Below are 16,999 nucleotides of genomic sequence, written 5' to 3' on the forward strand. Positions count from 1 at the left end.
AGTGCTACCAGCACATTTCTTTATATTTTTTGCACTAATCAAATGCTAAATCAAAACCTAATCAAAAACCAAAAAATTATTTAATGAAAAACTGACAACACATCAAATAAAAATCTTTTGTATAAATATTATTAATCTTATCCATAAAAAATAAAAAACTCTAGTTTTTTATATTCTATTGACCGTTAATCATTGTCATGACTAGATTCAATAGCCCCATGCAAAACATTTAACTCGTCAGTACAAACACAAAGAGGCAGACAATGAAACGTTCCCTTGCATTAGTCATTCTTACATTGAGCGCATCACATGCTATGGCTACTGAGTTGAGAATGCTCACCAGCTACGACCAAACGAGTGCTTATACACGCGAAGTTGCCCAGCGATATATAACAAAAGTCGAGGAAGCTAGCCAAGGTGCTCTAAAAATCGGCTTGAACGGACCAGATGTTGTATCACCCTTCGAGCAACTTGAGCCTGTGTCATCTGGTGTTTTTGATCTGCTTTACACTCATGGAGCCTACCATACCAATACTACCGGTGTCGGTGCCGCTATGGATGCGGTCTTTGTCGATCCTGACGCTACCCACGAATCAGGCCTCTGGGACTTTATCGATGAACACTACAACGATCTCGGTCTCAAATTAATTGCAATTCCGCCTTTAGGTAGCAGCGGCTTTCAATATGTACTCAAGGAACCCATCGAGAGCACTCCTGGCCTAGAGGGTCGCCGGATTCGCGGTAGCGCGACTTATACCAGCATCACTCAAGGATTAGGGGGGACTCCAGTGCTAATGTCAGGCGGGGATGTTTACTCTTCGCTTGATCGTGGTGTGATCGATGGAGCCGCTTGGGGACTCAACGGCGTCGAAGATTTCGGGTGGAATGAAGTCGCGGGGTACTTTACCAAACCTACCTTCGGCCAAACCTATACCTACTTGTTCATGAATCTAGCTTCTTTCAACGCGCTCGATGAGGACAGTCAAACTTTACTTCTCGAACAAGGCAAAGCGCTAGAAAACGAAACAGCCGCCATTCTTGATGAGCTAGCACAGCAAGAGTGGGCATCATTGAAAGAAAAGGGAATGGAAGAAACATACTTTCAACAATCTGATGCCGAGCGGCTTGATGCCCTGGTCAATGAAGGAATCTGGCAGTTAGGGGTCGACAAGTCTCCAGAGGCGGTTAGCAACATGCGTGCAATCGCTGAGCAGAACAACATGACTGCGACGGTCGAGTAGGTATCACTATGCCCCACCCGATAGCTAGACTCCATGACCGTATCACGCGATTCGGGTTCTACCTTGGCGGTGCCACTTTGTGTGGCATCGTCTTATGCTTCTGGATCGAAGTGGTCGCTCGTTACTTTTTTAATGCCCCGACACTATGGTCGAGCTCCCTTGTCGCTTATTTCCTTTGCATCGCGGTATCCCTGAGCATACCGGAGCTAGCGCGCACTAATGGCCACATCGCGATCACCGTACTCCCTGAAAGGCTCTCCCCTTCCATGCGCCAACGCTATGACCGAGTAATCGCACTAACGTCAGGAAGTGTTTGTATTGTCACCGCCTGGATCATCGTTAAGGAAACGCTCCGCCAATTTGATGGAGGAACTACAACCGCACTGGGTCTTGATATTCCTAAATACTGGGTTTCAAGCTTCATCTGCTATGCCTTTATCAATACCGCATTGTACTTCCTGCGCCATGCATTGTTTGCGGGGCCCTCTCATGATGATAACGAGCGACAGGAGGCTTAAGCATGGAATGGTATATTTCGCTAGGCATTGCCCTCACATTGCTAATGGGTTTATTCGCTCTGGGCGTGCCGATTTTTATCGCCTTTCTTACCGTCAACGTCCTGGGTACTTTCTGGCTTATGGGCAGTGCAGGCTTCGGTATGTTCGCCAACAGCGTATACAGTACCGCCACGTCAGAAACACTCACTACCATCGTACTGTTCGTGCTGATGGGAGAATTACTGTTCCGGTCGGGTTCGATAGACGTCATTTTTGATGCCCTGGACACGCTAATGGGCCGCATAAAAGGCCGCCTATATTTCTTTGTCATTGTACTTGCCACCCTGTTTGGGGCTTTGTCAGGATCAGCCCTAGCCGTGACCGCCATGCTGAGCCGCTCGGCGTTACCAACAATGCAGCAGCGTGGCTATGATGACAGGCTTTCTATCGGCCTAATTCTGGGGGGAGCCAGTTTGGCACCGATTATTCCCCCAAGCCTGCTGGTCATCATCATCGGCTCCATGGTCGATATCTCGATCGCTCGACTGCTCATCGCTGGCATTATCCCGGGCATCCTTCTGGCAGGGCTGTTTGTCGGCTACGTAGTAGTAAAATTGATACTCAATCCCTCCTTAGCACCTAACGCCGACGAAGGTGGAGGCGGAACGTGGCGAGCACGTAGTAAAGCGCTACTGAATATGGCGCCGTTCAGTATCATCATTTTCTCGGTGCTCGGGCTAATCATGTTAGGGGTTGCCACGCCTTCGGAGTCTGCAGCCACTGGCGTGCTTGGTGCCATGTTGGTAGCGGTTTACTACCGTCGTTTCACACTCAAAATGGCACAGCAGGCGATACTCTCTTCGTTGGGCATCAGCGCCATGATCATCGCTATCCTGGCCTGTTCGAAACTGTTCAGCCAATTACTCTCTTTCGCTGGTGCGACTTCAGGTCTAGTAGGGCTGGCCACTAGCCTAGAACTTGATCCCATGTGGATGTTGTTACTACTGATGCTAGTGCCGCTCGTTGCGTGCATGTTCATCGACCAGATTGCATTCATGATGGTCGTCATTCCCATTTATGCACCATTGGTCAAGCTATATGGCTTCGACCCCATCTGGTTCTGGACCCTATTTTTAATAAATATCTCGGTCGGCAGCCTAACTCCCCCTTTCGGCTATAACTTATTTGCAGTGAAAGGCGGCGCACCCTCAGTACCTATGCAAACGATCTTTGCCGCAGCTTGGCCGATCGTCATCTGCTTCCTCTTCGGCATGCTAGTACTGTTCTTCTTGCCTTCTCTTATCACGTTTTTACCCAGCTTGATCTGACCACTAGGAGATATTCATGTATCACATCGCACAGATGCCAACACCGATTGATCCCCATATCAGTCAGCAACTACTCGAGTGTGAAACGGCCACTATTGGCCATTTCAGAGAAAATGGATTCATCGATCCAGCGATTCACTCACTGCTCGCCCAGACGCGGGTGGTAGGAACTGCTGTGACCCTATCTCTCCCACCCACAGACGGCACGCTACTTAATCACGCGATGCGATTAGTACGCCCTGGAGACATCTTAGTCATTGACAGACAAGGCGACGACCGACACGCATGTTGGGGCGGGGTGATGACTCACGTAGCCAAAAAGCTAGGTGTGGGAGGAGTCATCATCGACGGAATGGCGACGGATGCACAAACTATTCAAGAGCTAGGATTTCCGGTTTGGTGCCGAGGCATTTCAGCCTTGACGACTAAATTGGCGGGGTTGGGAGGCACTATGAATATGCCAGTCACTCTCGGAGGGCTCGTTATTCACCCTGGTGATATTATCCTCGCTGATGAGAGTGGAGTTCTAGTAGTACCTGCACAAGAAGCCGTTACGATTGCCTCAAAGGCCACTATGCTGCAACAACAGGAAGAGGCAATTCTCCAGCGAGTGGCCCAAGGAGAGTGCTTACCTGATATTAGCGGAGCAACCGAGATCATTGAGCGAGTTAACGGAATAGAACCTTAACTTATAATGAAAAAGTAAGCAGGTGCGCTTCACCGACCTCAACCGTGGTCTCAAAATAGGCGGCATCATAGAAAATAGCCACTACCCAACAATACCAAACCACAGAGCCGAATTGATGCCATTTACTGGCAGCCTAAGCGTGAAAAGCAGTTTCACCGATAGGCTCTGTGCACGACATATTAGCTGTACATTTCGAACCCAGTTATTGTGGCCTGCCTGGCTTCGGAGGATTGCCATGATTATCGATCAAAAAAACCTTAAACGCTTGCCACAACGGGCTCCGATAACGCTCTGGATGCCACACCAATGAAAAAATCCTGGTTAGCTTTAACCCACTGTTCAGCGCAACCAACTCCCCTCTTTCAAGCTCCCCTTCCACGCTGCGATGAGAGAGGCAGCCCAAACCGAGACCAGCTTTCACTGCTTGCTTAATGGCCTCATGCTGGCTGAGCTCCATACGCACCTGCAATCGTTCGACATGATGTAACACAGCGGCCTCAAATACTTCGCGCGTGCCTGATCCAGGTTCGCGCAGTATCCAGGCGGCCGCTCTGATATCAGCGTCATCAAGCCGCTCCTTCCTGGCAAGGGGATGCTGTGGGGAACAGACAATCACAAGCTGGTCTTCGCACCATGTTTCACTCGTCAGGCGCGATTCGTGGCACTGCCCTTCGATCAGCCCCAAATCGGCATCAAAACGCAGCAGATCCGTAATCACCTCTCCGGTATTACGCAATCGTAGCCGAAGATCCACCCTCGGGTTCTGGTTGCTGAAGTATCCAGCCAGAGGGGGCAGCAGATAGGTACCCGTGGTAGCGCTGGCCGATATATTAAGCGTGCCCTGCAATTGGCTTTCAGGGTCCTCAGCAACAGCAACAAAATCGGCCATGCCCTCCAGAAGGCGCTCGGCACGGGGTAATAGGTAGCTTCCCATACTATTGAGCTGCAAGCGTCGGCCAAGCCGCTCGAAGAGCTCGACATCCAGGTGACGCTCAAGGTCTGAGAGCGATTGGCTAATAGTCGATTGAGACAGCTTTAAGTGATCAGCAGCAGCAATAACCGTGCCGTCACGAGCAACAGCGACAAAAACCTGCAACTGACGAAAAGTCACATGAGGGGTCATATATCGTTTTTACCGAACAGCCATATGGTTATATGTTGATAACCATACAGCATTTTTGCCCCTATGCTAGCCACGTACGCACCAACAAGAGAAAGCATCATGTGGCAAGGTCTGATTCTGTGTAGCACCCTAACCTTGGCAGGTTTTGGCTTGGCTAACCTCCCCGGACTCGCTTCCAAAGGTATTAGCCCATTGGTATTCGCCTTACTGTTAGGCCTGGCTGTGGGTAACCTGCCTCTTGCACACCGCCTTCCCAGTACTCAACCAGGATTAACATTCGCCACCCGCTGGCTGCTGCGGGGCGGCATTGTACTGTTTGGACTGTCATTAACCCTGCAACAAGTCTTCGCCCTTGGTTTTAAGGTGTTGCTGTTGGATCTGGTGGTGATCTGCAGTGTTCTCATCATCGGCTATCAGATCGGCACCCGCATACTGGGTATGGATCGTGAAACAACACTATTAACAAGTGCAGGCAGTGCCATCTGCGGTGCAGCGGCGGTGCTCGCAACCGAAACGGTCATTCGTTCGCGGCCCGCGGCCTCCTCCATAGCCGTCGCCACTGTCGTGCTGTTCGGCACAATGGGAATGCTTGTCTACCCTCTTTTATACCCGCTTGCGGGAATGAACGAAGGTCTCTTTGGGGTCTATATCGGTGCGACTGTCCACGAAGTCGCCCAGGTCGTGGCCGCTGCTGATGCGGTGGGCCCCGAGGCATTGGCCAGTGCTGTCATTGTCAAAATGGTTCGTGTGATACTGCTGCTGCCCTTCCTATTGATCGTCGGGCAATGGTGGCTTCGTCAGCAGGCCCGTGACTCAGGATCAGAGGCGGGCAAGCCCATAATCCCCTGGTTTGCCTTCGGGTTCATCGCCATGATTGTGTTCAACAGTGTTATCCACTTGCCTAGCAGCCTCCATCAGATACTCGTTCTGGCGGGTCAGATTGCGTTGACCATGGCCATGGCCGCACTGGGGTTTGAAACCCGAGTCGAAAAGCTCAAGGAGTTGGGTATCCGCCCTTTTATACTGGGGTTCATCCTGTTTGGCTTACTTCTGGTGGGAGGTGGCCTAGCCAGTCAGCTTCTGATGGGCTGAACAGAGGCTCCACCATATCAAACCCGATGGGACCGCCTGGCACCCTATTGCTGCTGCCTCGCTTCTATGCTTCTGTTATCGGCGTAATGCGCAACCCTAACGTAACGCGCACGGCAGATTTGACCTCTGACCAACACACGATATGTGCAGGTTTGAGTAGTGTAATGACGTATGAAGCCCGAACAATGCCGCCGCCAAAAAACGTAGCATCGTACGCGCAACCAGCCCTTATCGCCACCATGCTAAACTGCCATGTGATTGATCTATTCAGCCTTGGAGGCCAGCATGCCAGCTGCTCATCGTCGTAAGTTGCCTATTGGTATTCAAACCTTTTCGGATATTCGAGAAGGCGGCTATTACTACGTCGATAAAACGCCGTTTATTGAAAAGCTGGCGAATCAGAACAAATACTATTTTCTCTCCCGCCCGCGCCGCTTTGGTAAAAGCCTGCTATTGGATACCCTGGGCTGCCTGTTTGAGGGCCGCGAAGCGCTATTTGACGGGTTATATATTCACGATAAGTGGGACTGGCAGCAGCGCTACCCGGTGGTGCGCTTAAGCTTTGGCAATGGGGTGGCGACTGACCGTGAGGATCTAGACGCTAACATTCGGTATCAGTTGCAGCAGCAGCGGGCACGCCTGCAGATTACGTCAATGCCCCCTGAGCGCATTGCAGACGACTTTGCGAGTTTGATCGAGCACGCGCATCGTGTTCACGGCCAACGCGTGGTGGTGCTGATCGACGAGTACGATAAACCCATCCTGGACAATATCCTTGATGGCGATAGGGCACGCGAACTGCGCGAAGGGCTAAAAAACCTCTATAGCGTACTGAAAGACGCCGATCCCCACCTGCACTTTGTGCTATTGACCGGGGTGTCGAAGTTCAGCAAAGTCAGCCTGTTTTCAGGGCTGAACAACCTGCGCGACATCACACTCTCATCCGACTATGCCGCTATCTGTGGCTATACCGACCACGATGTGGATACGGTGTTTGCCCCTGAACTGCCTGGGCTTGACCGTGACGAGATTCGTCGCTGGTACAACGGTTACCGTTGGGGCGGGCAAGACGTACCCAGCGTTTATAATCCGTTTGATGTGTTGCTCTTACTAGAAGAGCGGAAATTCACCCCTTACTGGTTTGAGAGCGCTACCCCTACGTTTTTAGTAGAACTGCTAAAAAAACGCGGTGTGTTTACGCCTGCCTTGAGCCAACTGCAAACGGAAGCCGAATTGTTAGGCCGATTTGATGTCGACCATATCGCCACAGAAGCTCTCTTATTCCAAACGGGCTACCTTACCGCGCATGCCGTCGAGGAGCCGATGACCGGTTACTGGCTCTACACCTTGGGTTACCCCAACCTTGAGGTGGAAACCAGCCTTAACCAAGCGCTGTTACCCGTACTGGGCGTGCAAGCACCCCCTCGAGAGCGGCTCACGCTGTTCCGTACCTTGCAGGCACACGACCTCCCAGGCCTGGAAACCCACCTCAAAGCGCTTTATGCCGGTTTACCCCATGACTGGTACCGCAACAATCCGATAGCCCAATATGAAGGCCATTACGCGAGCGTGTTTTACAGCCACTTTGCCGCGCTGGGTGTGAACGTAACAGTGGAAGACGCCAGCCACCACGGCAAAGTAGATATGAGCGTCGACTTTAACGGCCATGTTTACTTGTTTGAGTTCAAAGTGGTCGAACAGCTGCCCAAGGGTAAAGCGCTGGAACAAATCAAAGCCAAAGGCTACGCCGACAAGTACCGTGCCAGTGGCAAGCCTATTCACTTAGTAGGCGTGGAGTTTTCAAGCGTTCAGCGCCAAATTGTGGCGTTTGAAGTGGAGACACTCTAGCACGCTGCTGCTTATCATAGCCCTCTGCTTAAGCTCAACGAAAAAAACCGGCCGCAAGGGCCGGTCAGTTAATACAGTTTCGATAGGCTCGCCTTAAAGTCGTGTGTGTCTTGGCAAGGGCTGCCCCTCACGCCAGCCCGCTGCTAAACGCTGCCCTTCCTGCACCTGAGCGGGCGTCATTTGAGACAACAGTTGACGACGATTACCTGCTGCTAATTCATTCCCCCTTGCTGCCGCCAAATTATACAACGCGTAGGCCAACACACTATTCTGGGGAACCCCCTTACCTTCCCTATACGCCCCCCCCAGATTGTTAAGGGCATTGGTATTGCCCTGCTCAGCCGCCGACCGATAGAAGCGCACTGCCTGAGCGTAATCTTGAAGCACGCCCTCACCATTGGTGTACATAAGCCCCAGGTTATATTGGGCGCCGTCGCTGCCCTTTGCGGCTGCACGCTTAAACCACTCTGCCGCTGTAGCTTTATCTTGATCGACCCCACGCCCATAATAATGCGCCAACCCTACCTCAAGCAGACTTGTCATATTCCCTTGGTCCGCTGATCGGCGGAACCAGGTATAGGCGAGCGCTTCATTTTTTGGTACGCCATCCCCACTCAGATACATCAGACCAAGGTTTTTTTGTGCAATATGATCGCCCTGATTAGCGGCCAGCGTGTACCACTCGGCGGCTTGCGCATAGTTCTGCGGCTCCCCTCGGCCACTGGCATACATAGCCCCTAAGTTAAGCTGAGCACTGGGGTCTCCCTGCTCTGCCGCACGACGGTACCACTCTACCGCCAGCGTATCGTTTTGCGGTACACCACGGCCATTAGCATAGAACAAACCGAGGTTGTACTGTGCGATGCGATTACCTTGCTCCGCTGCACGTTGCGTCCACTCAGCGGCTAGAATGTCATCACGGGCGAGCCCAGGCCGATCTTCACTGTAAAGAGACCCTAGATCGGTTTGAGCAAAAATGTTGCCTTGCTCCGCGGCGCGCCGATACCATTCAGCCGCCTGGCGGTAGTCTTGCGCCACGCCTTGCCCAAATTGGAACATGGTTCCTAAGTGATATTGTGCTTCAGCATTTCCTGCTTCGGCTACTGGCGCCAGCAAGCTGCGTGCTTCGATATAGTTTTCCTGAAACAGGGCCGCCAACCCCATATCCAAGTTGCCCGCCGTGCCGGTTTGGCTACTCTCTGCGTCTTGCGATTTTGCTCCACTGCCAACGCTAGGAATCTCTGGCAGGCTGCTTAAACAGCCAGAAAGCACAAAAGGGGCTAAAGTAAGTAAAGGTATGCGCACCCATTCCCTGCTTTTTATGTTCATGCTCTGTTTCTCTTTTCTTTTAAAGCTGATTCATTTCATGTTGTTGCTGACGACGTTCAGCGCTTGAGCTTTTTTCACGAAAACTGCTCAAAAACCCTTTTTCGAGATAGTTTAATGTCATCTGAAAGCTAAGGTGCGGTGCATCCAGATGAACTTCGGTATTACCCGCTTCAAAGTTCGCCATTTTATTGCCCACGAAGGGGCGCTGACTGGAGAGTAGGCGATAACGCTCTGATAGCCCGTTAAAAAGGGCATCAAAGCGCTGTTTATTGAGCGTGGCTAATACCGCGACCAGCTGCTCGTCTTGATCAAAAACCAGCGTCATCTCCTGAAGCCCTTCGAAGGAGAACTGCGCGACCGGTGCCGTAAACATTCTTCCCCCGCTGTACTCATTGGTACCCGCAGGCCGTAGAGAGAACTGTGCCTCCGCCTCCTGAATGCTTAATTCACCAATAGGCATGCCAAAAGGGGCAGGGTTGGCTAACACAGGCGGGCACACGGCTATCAAGAGTAACGATAGCCAATACATCCATTTCATCTTTTTTCTCCATGCTTAAACACGGCCTTTCGGCGCACGTCATGATTATTTATTACATTAGAGTTACCACCATGCCTCAGACGAACCCAGTAGCGGGATCGCTCGTCTGATCCGAGGTCGCTAGCACCAACACGCTATAGCGTTGCGCCACATGCGAGATGGCCATTAATTCTTAACGACCTAAATTTTCATAACTTTAGAAATTAATTAAGCAGCGTCTAGTTGCATGGCATGATACAGCTGCGAGGATGTCTATCGCTGGCATTAGCTCGGCCCCTATTAGTGATGCTGCCACGCAGTCACATTTAATCATCCCGCGCATTCCGCACACCCTTTGAGCTATTTCCTTTTGGCTATTAAAGTAGTTTTACGATTCAGTCAGTTATAAACAATTTGAATTTCCAACGCTTCATCACGCTGTCTGTTGTTATTCAAAGCCCACTAAGCATTTGAGTAACATAGGCTGCCAGCCCCTTATCGGAGAACATCATGTCATCCCCCCTTGTGACGACCCAATGGCTGCAAGACAACCTAGATAACAAACGGTTAGTGCTGATCGATGCGAGCATGGCGACGGTGATTGGTAAAGAGCCTATCGTCTATGATCGCCCGGTGTGGATACCGGGTAGCCGCCAGATCGATCTTGAAAGTGTGCTTTGTGATACCGGCTCTTCTCAGACTCACGCCTTTCCAACAGAGGAGCAAGTCACTGAGGAAGCTCAAAAGCTAGGCATTACGACCGAAAGCCTCGTCGTACTGTACGATAACCAAGGCATCTATTCGGCGCCTCGGGCTTGGTGGATTTTCCGATCAATGGGCGTTGAACACGTTTTTGTACTGGATGGAGGATTGCCACAGTGGCTAGCCGAACAGCGGGACGTTGTTTCTACCATCGCGGAAACGACAACCAAGCCCGGCAACTTCGTCGCCAACCTTGATCACAGCCGAGTGCGAAACTCAGCGTACGTTTTGCAATACCTGGACGATAGCCAAGTAACCGTTGTTGATGCCCGATCGCGTTCACGCTTCCTGGCACAGGTACCTGAACCCCGACCTGGGGTGCGCAGTGGTCATATCCCCAATTCTCATAATCTGCCGTTTACAGAGGTGCTAGAGGGAAATTGTTTTAAACCTGTTAGCGAGCTGAAGGCCATCTTTATAGCGCTTGCTCCATCTCTCCAATCCAACAGTGAACCCCAACTGGTGTTTTCCTGTGGCTCGGGCATCACCGCCTGCATCATTCTGCTGGCCGCCGAACTGGTGGGATACCATCAGCTATCGCTGTACGACGGTTCTTGGGCAGACTGGGGGAGCGATGAGTCACTCCCAGTGGCTTAGGCTTTGTATGAATGGCTCTGACCAATAGCAATGGACGCTTCACAAACCTCTACGCAAACAGCAAGCGTCGGGCTTGAATTCGCTACACTCCAAGCACACAGAGGCTATGAGTCTCAACACGATGGCAAACGCTAAGGCAAGCTCCCTACTTTGCTAACATATCCGCGACGCCCCGCTCAGCGGCTTCAATGGCACCAGCCAGGTAGCCGGCATAGTGCTTACCCCACTCGCTACCAATACCCGTTAAGCGAGGCTCCCAAGGCCCATCAGCCGCCCGAGCAGGGGGCGCAGTACCGTGATGCTCGATGGGTATCTGATCAGCATAGGTAGCGGTGAACGACTCCTGCGCCCAGTCTTTAATCACATCCATTCTCGGGCTAGCAGCTTGAGGGCCAAACAGCCTGGCCAGCTGTGCGCGGCAGTGCTGACGTAGTGCCTTATCACCAAGTTGCGCTCGCGTACTGGCGGGCAAACTAAAAAAGCCAAACAGCGCGCCGTGACCATCTGGGTGAGACATATCATGAATTTCACCCAGCGGGCCCAGTAGACTGCGCGCCTCCCCCGAAAGATGCTCATCTCGCCAAAAAGGCGTGGGGTACAGGGCGACATATTTGCCGTGGGGGGCCATCCAGGTAGCAGTGCTCGCCCACTGATGAGTAAGCCCCTCAGGTAACGCCGGTGAAAACATCATTGCCTGCGCCGCTAATCTCGGCGGCACAGCCAGTAACACATGCTGGGCGTTATAACGCTGCCCAGAAGTACACAGAATCTCCACACGACAATTGTAAGTGAGTGCCATCGACTGAACGGCCTGGCCGGTAAAAATATGCTCAGGACCAATGCGCTGATGCAATGCATCAATCAGCGCTTGCATGCCACCCCGTAGCCGCATAGAAGGCGGCTGATTTACAAAGCCCTGCATGCGAACCGGCGGCATTTGGTGGGAGCGCTCCATAAGCATATCGCCGGTTTCATACTGGGCAAACGATGACAGCCCCAGCGATTCCACCAGCGCTCCAAGCGCCTGTTGAAACTCAGGCCAAAACCAAGAAGGTCCTAAATCAAAAGACTCTGCGCTCCCCACCACCGGCACCTCTCCGCTGGGTATTAACGTTGCAATACGTCCACCCACCCGCTCTCGTGCTTCCAGCATCACATAATCGCTGATGCCCCGTTGTTCCAATAAATACGCGGCATACAGCCCCGCCAACCCAGCGCCTATAATGGCGATACGTGATGTATGCATGAAAAGTCTCGATGGTTGATAAAAACCGAAAGCATACCGCAGTATCATGTGTAGATAGCCGTCATCCCAACCTGTCTAAATCCTCGAAGCTGCCTTTAACAGCCAATACGTACAGGCCTTAGCCTCACTAGACGTTGCTCCGCTGCCCAGATAGTGACAAATGTAGAGCAAGGGATCTTCCATCCACGGTCACGACGCCTTATGTCCAATCCATCTGAGATAACGCTGAAGTTTAGTGCGCCGCATTGTCGCAACAGTGTTATTAACCGATATTATTTGGATACAAGCGCGTTAAGATAAGCAGGCCTTATTCCATATAAAGATATCCTTATGCTAAAACGCCTGCTTCCTCTGGTGATTCTCATTCTTGGCATTGTCAGCTTTATGGCATTGCGTTACACACGCCCTGAGCCAGCCCCAGTGGAGGCTCAGGAGCGCCGCTGGCCCGTTGAGGCATTGACCGTTTCTCCCAGCGAACATGTGCCACTGCTTTCGCTGTTCGGGGAAGTGGTCGCGCCGGACATGGTCACCCTAGTAGCGCCAGTTCAAGCGCGGGTGGCTCAGCGGCCGGTAAGCGACGGCCAGCGGGTAGCCCAGGGTGAGTTGCTGATAGCACTGGATGAAGACGACCTGTCATCGCCTCTGCGCCAAGCCGAGGCTGAACTTGCCGACCTTCAAGCCCAGCTGGAAAACGAGCGCATCCGCCATGAGAATAACCGCCAAGTATTAGCCCAAGAGCGCACTCTTCTTGCCAGCGCTAACCGCCAATTGGAACGCAATCGTTCGCTGGAAGGACGTAACCTGACGTCTCAAACAGACGTCGATACGGCCCGCGACGCCGTCGCTCGTGCCCAGCTGAATGTGTCAGCGCGGGAAAGCGCTATTGCCGAGTATCCTTCTCGGCTGGCCAGTTTGGAAGCCCGCCTGGCCAGGGCTCAGGTGCAAGCGGCCGATGCGCGGCGCAGTCTAGAGCGTGGCCGTGTTCACGCGCCCTTCGCTGGCAGCGTGACGCGGGTGCAAGTCGCTGAAGGCGACGATGTGGCCCCGCGCGCCGCCTTGCTATCGCTTTATCCGTTAGATGGCCTGGAACTACGCGCCCGAATTCCCCAACCGTATCACGCGGAACTTGAAGCGCACCTGCCAAGCGGTGCACCGCTGGAAGCCACCGCCACGAATGGCAACCAGCACTTCGTACTAGAGCGCTTGGCGGGGGAAAGCGACCCAACCGGCACCGAAGCCATTCTCTCAGTACAGGGCCAACACCATGGGTTGCGCCCAGGGGCCATGGTGGCCGTTCAGCTTCGCCGTCCTGGGGTGAAAAATGCCGTTGCCGTGCCCTACTCTGCCTTGCACGGAGCTGATCTACTTTATCGCATTAATCACGATAACCGCCTGGAGCGTCAGCGCGTTGAGCGGTTGGGCGAAGCAGCCCAGCAAGACGGAGAGCGTTGGCTATTAGTGCGCGCTGAAACGTTGGAAGCAGGCGACCGCGTCATGTCGACCCACCTGCCCAACGCTGTTCACGGGCTGCCGGTAGAGGTCATCCAACCCTTGGCTGGCGCTGAGGCCACCCCATGACCCAGCGCGGCGACTTTATCGGCTTTTTTGTTCGCCACAAGGTGTCGGCCAACCTAATCATGCTGGTGATGCTGCTGGGCGGTGCGCTAGGTATTGCGCGCATGAATATCCAGTTTTTCCCCACCTTCGCGCTCGATGTAGTTAACGTGCGCGTGATGTGGAGCGGTGCGTCTGCCGAGGACATTGAACAGGGCATTACCAACCCGCTTGAACAGCGGCTACGCAGCCTAGATGGCTTGAAGCGCATGACCTCCACCTCGGCCCAGGGCATTGCCAATATCACCCTGGAACTGGAAGAAGGTAGCGACCCGGTACTAGCGCTAGATGATATTCGCCAGCAAGTCGATAGTTTTACGAACCTTCCTGCCAGCGCTGACCCGCCGGAGATCTCTCGCCAAGCGCGTTACGAACCCGTCGCGCGCCTGTTGGTGTATGGCGATCTTGCCCCCCATGAACTGCGCCAGCTAACCCATCGTTTTGAAGACTCGCTGCTAATGGCAGGGATTGATCGTATTCAGCTCAACGGGCTTCCTGCTCAACAAATTAGTATCGAAGTGCCTACCGAACGCCTGCAAGCGCTCGGATTATCGCTTGGGGAAGTGGCCGCCCAGGTGCAGGGCATGTCTCGAGACTTACCGGCGGGCTTATTGGGGCAACAAGACAGCACCCGGGAACTGCGCTCGCTTGAACAACACCGTGATGCGCTTGCCTTCGAGGACATGCCGGTTCTCAGTAATGACCGCCTGCAGCTGCGCCTGGGTGACATCGCGTTCATTCATCAGGAAGCAAGAGATGGGGAAGTCGAACTGACTTACCGTGGCCAGCCCGCCGTTGAGATGATTTTGCAGCGCGCGGAAAGCGGCGACTCGCTTCAAGCCGCGCAGCACTTGGAGCGCTGGCTGGCAGCAACGCGCCCCACCCTGCCGCCCAGCGTCGAGTTAGCGGTTTACGATGAGTCCTGGCAACTGATCGACGAGCGTATTTCATTGCTGCTGGGCAACGGCCTAACCGGTCTGCTGCTGGTGGTGATTCTGCTCTATTTCTTTCTTCCTGCCCGGGTAGCACTGTGGGTCGCCATCGGCATTCCTACCGCGTTTCTCGCTTCTTTAGGGGTTTTCTGGGGCATTGGCGGCTCGATTAACATGATGTCGCTGTTTGCTCTCATTATGGCACTTGGGATGATTGTCGATGATGCGATTGTGGTGGGCGAAGACGCAGACGCCCACCATCGCATGGGCGAAGACCCCAAACTGGCCTCTGCCGGCGCAGCCCGCCGCATGCTTTGGCCAGTGGTCGCCTCGTCACTCACCACGGTGGCGGCTTTCATGCCGCTATTAATGGTCGGTGGGGTGATTGGTAATATCCTCGGCGATATTCCCATTATTATGATCTGCGTGCTCATCGCCTCGCTATTGGAATGTTTTGTGGTGCTGCCTGCACACCTGCGCAATGCGTTTATACCCGCTAATAAGGCCAATCATCCTGCCCGTGGTATTGAGCGGCTGCGCCAAGGGTTTGAAGCGCGTTTTGATCAGTTCCGCGAAGGCCCCTTCCGTCGCTTTTCCCAACGCTCGCTACGCTACCGTGGCGTTACGCTAACCACCGCGCTGGCCATCACGCTGGTCACTGCCGGGCTGCTGGCCGGTGGCCGCATAGGCTTCAACTTTTTCCCTTCGCCGGAATCCAGCATCGTATATGCCAACGCCAGCTTTGTGGCGGGCACCCATCGCGGGCAAGTGGCGGATTTTGTCGACCACCTGCAGGCCACCTTACAAGAAACCGATGACGCCATGGGCGGCGGCTTAGTGCGCACAGCAGTTGCCCATTACGGCAGCACCCAGGCAGGCGGCGCACCGGCACGCACTGGCGATGGCGTTGGTTCAGTGATGGTCGAGCTGACCTCGCCTGATGCCCGTGACGTCCGCAATGTGGAATTTATTCGCGCCTGGCGCGAACGGATACAAACACCGGCCGGGTTGGATAATCTGAATATCACCGAACGTGCCGCTGGCCCACCGGGCAAGGATGTCAACATCCGTCTGATCGGTGAAAACGCCGAGGGCCTGCGCCATGCCGCCGATATTCTCGGCGAGGCCATGGCTGGATTGCCCGGCGTACTCAGTACGGAAAATGATATGCCCTGGGGGCGCGAGCAGCTGATCTACAGCGTTAACGCCTATGGCCAAGCGCTCGGCCTGACCACTGACGACCTGGGTAGCCAGCTACGTACCGCTTTTGATGGTCAGATTGTGCAGATACATCAATCCGGAGCCGATGAAATCGAAGTGCGCGTTCAACTGCCCAGGCACCAACGCGAGCGCTTATCTACCCTTTCCAGACTAGCGATAACGCTAGCGGATGGTCGTCAGGTGCTGCTCTCTCAGGTGATGGATTTATCCCACCGCCAAGGGTTCGAGACCTTACGCCATGCTGAAGGTCAGCTGGCCGTTGAAGTGACCGCTGAGATTGACAGCCAAACCACGTCCGCAGAACAGGTGCTAGAAAGCCTCTCCGCTGGGCTACTGCCCCGTTTAGAGCGTGAATACTTTTTGACCACCAGTTTCGAGGGGCGTGCTGCTGACCAGCGTGAAACCATGGCGGATATGCGCACCGGCTTGATGATTGGCTTAGGCTTGATGTACGGCGTTTTAACCTGGGTGTTTGCGTCCTGGACCCTGCCGCTGATCGTGATGGCAATTATCCCCTTTTCCCTGGTAGGTGCCCTGCTGGGGCACTGGGCGCTGGGGATTAATTTAACCATTTTGTCGCTCTTCGGCCTATTTGGGCTATCTGGCATTGTGGTTAATAACGCCATTATTCTGGTCAGCTTCTATCGCCAGCAGCGTGAAAAAGGCCTGGGAATTGACGAGGCACTCAATGAAGCCGTTGTGCAACGGATCAGGGCCGTGCTGCTCACATCACTGACCACAATTGGTGGCCTGTTACCACTGCTGTTTGAAACATCGCTGCAGGCCCAATTCTTGATACCCATGGCCACCTCGATTGCCTTTGGCTTGGGTGGCTCTACGCTGCTGGTGCTGTTTATTATCCCTGCGCTGCTTTCGTGGGTGGAGCATGGCCGCCAACGCTGGCCGGTGGGACGTTAATTTATTAGCAGGCTATTTACCAAACCACCGTATTCACTGACAGCCT

Annotated in this window: 13 protein-coding genes; 9 read left to right on the top strand and 4 right to left on the bottom strand. The window is 53.5% G+C overall.

Features of this window, described 5'->3' with window-relative positions; genetic code table 11:
* Positions 1-263: 263 nt before the first annotated feature.
* From dctP to J4377_RS17385, 4 genes are read left to right on the top strand one after another with little or no spacing between them, the layout of a single operon-like run.
* Positions 264-1,241 (top strand): TRAP transporter substrate-binding protein DctP, encoded by a 978-nt coding sequence (dctP, locus tag J4377_RS17370; RefSeq protein WP_095603515.1) that lies wholly within the window; start codon positions 264-266, stop codon positions 1,239-1,241.
* Positions 1,242-1,249: 8 nt separating this feature from the next.
* On the top strand, positions 1,250-1,759 hold the full coding sequence (locus J4377_RS17375; RefSeq protein ID WP_095603514.1) for a TRAP transporter small permease: 510 nt from the start codon (positions 1,250-1,252) through the stop codon (positions 1,757-1,759).
* Positions 1,760-1,761: 2 nt separating this feature from the next.
* Positions 1,762-3,066: a TRAP transporter large permease subunit gene (locus tag J4377_RS17380; RefSeq protein ID WP_095603513.1), complete on the top strand. Its 1,305-nt coding sequence runs from the start codon at positions 1,762-1,764 to the stop codon at positions 3,064-3,066.
* Positions 3,067-3,082: 16 nt separating this feature from the next.
* The gene (locus J4377_RS17385) at positions 3,083-3,754 is read left to right on the top strand and encodes an RraA family protein (protein ID WP_245846658.1); all 672 of its coding nucleotides are present in this window, start codon (positions 3,083-3,085) and stop codon (positions 3,752-3,754) included.
* Positions 3,755-3,956: 202 nt separating this feature from the next.
* Here the strand turns inward: J4377_RS17385 and J4377_RS17390 are convergent, their stop codons facing one another.
* Positions 3,957-4,877, bottom strand: a complete 921-nt coding sequence (locus J4377_RS17390; RefSeq protein WP_253486260.1) for a LysR family transcriptional regulator — start codon at positions 4,875-4,877, stop codon at positions 3,957-3,959.
* A gap of 99 nt (positions 4,878-4,976) precedes the next feature.
* Here J4377_RS17390 and J4377_RS17395 point away from each other — a divergent pair, with 99 nt between their 5' ends.
* Together J4377_RS17395 and J4377_RS17400 are read left to right on the top strand one after the other, a co-directional pair.
* Positions 4,977-5,969, top strand: coding sequence for a YeiH family protein (locus J4377_RS17395; RefSeq protein WP_095603511.1), 993 nt, complete (start codon positions 4,977-4,979; stop codon positions 5,967-5,969).
* A gap of 285 nt (positions 5,970-6,254) precedes the next feature.
* Entirely contained in the window at positions 6,255-7,817 is a 1,563-nt protein-coding gene (locus J4377_RS17400) for an ATP-binding protein (RefSeq protein WP_095603509.1), read from the top strand.
* 93 nt (positions 7,818-7,910) lie between these two features.
* On the opposite strand, the gene J4377_RS17405 is transcribed toward J4377_RS17400, so the two are convergent.
* Both J4377_RS17405 and J4377_RS17410 read right to left on the bottom strand, forming a co-directional pair.
* Positions 7,911-9,146: a tetratricopeptide repeat protein gene (locus J4377_RS17405; protein WP_095603508.1), complete on the bottom strand. Its 1,236-nt coding sequence runs from the start codon at positions 9,144-9,146 to the stop codon at positions 7,911-7,913.
* 19 nt (positions 9,147-9,165) lie between these two features.
* Positions 9,166-9,684: a hypothetical protein gene (locus J4377_RS17410; RefSeq protein ID WP_095603507.1), complete on the bottom strand. Its 519-nt coding sequence runs from the start codon at positions 9,682-9,684 to the stop codon at positions 9,166-9,168.
* A gap of 489 nt (positions 9,685-10,173) precedes the next feature.
* On the opposite strand from J4377_RS17410, the gene J4377_RS17415 reads away from it, so the two are divergent.
* Positions 10,174-11,022 (top strand): sulfurtransferase, encoded by an 849-nt coding sequence (locus tag J4377_RS17415; RefSeq protein ID WP_253486261.1) that lies wholly within the window; start codon positions 10,174-10,176, stop codon positions 11,020-11,022.
* A gap of 145 nt (positions 11,023-11,167) precedes the next feature.
* Here J4377_RS17415 and J4377_RS17420 read toward each other — a convergent pair whose 3' ends face one another.
* Positions 11,168-12,268 carry an FAD-dependent oxidoreductase gene (locus J4377_RS17420; protein ID WP_198348836.1) on the bottom strand — a complete coding sequence of 367 codons (1,101 nt, stop codon included), beginning with the start codon at positions 12,266-12,268 and terminating at the stop codon, positions 11,168-11,170.
* A gap of 330 nt (positions 12,269-12,598) precedes the next feature.
* On the opposite strand from J4377_RS17420, the gene J4377_RS17425 reads away from it, so the two are divergent.
* Positions 12,599-13,846, top strand: coding sequence for an efflux RND transporter periplasmic adaptor subunit (locus tag J4377_RS17425; RefSeq protein WP_253486262.1), 1,248 nt, complete (start codon positions 12,599-12,601; stop codon positions 13,844-13,846).
* Positions 13,843-16,953, top strand: a complete 3,111-nt coding sequence (locus tag J4377_RS17430) for an efflux RND transporter permease subunit (protein ID WP_253486263.1) — start codon at positions 13,843-13,845, stop codon at positions 16,951-16,953. The genes J4377_RS17425 and J4377_RS17430 overlap by 4 nt, the downstream gene beginning before the upstream one ends.
* Positions 16,954-16,999: the final 46 nt, after the last annotated feature.

The organism is Halomonas sp. XH26 (assembly GCF_024138895.1).
Taxonomy (GTDB): domain Bacteria; phylum Pseudomonadota; class Gammaproteobacteria; order Pseudomonadales; family Halomonadaceae; genus Vreelandella; species Vreelandella alkaliphila.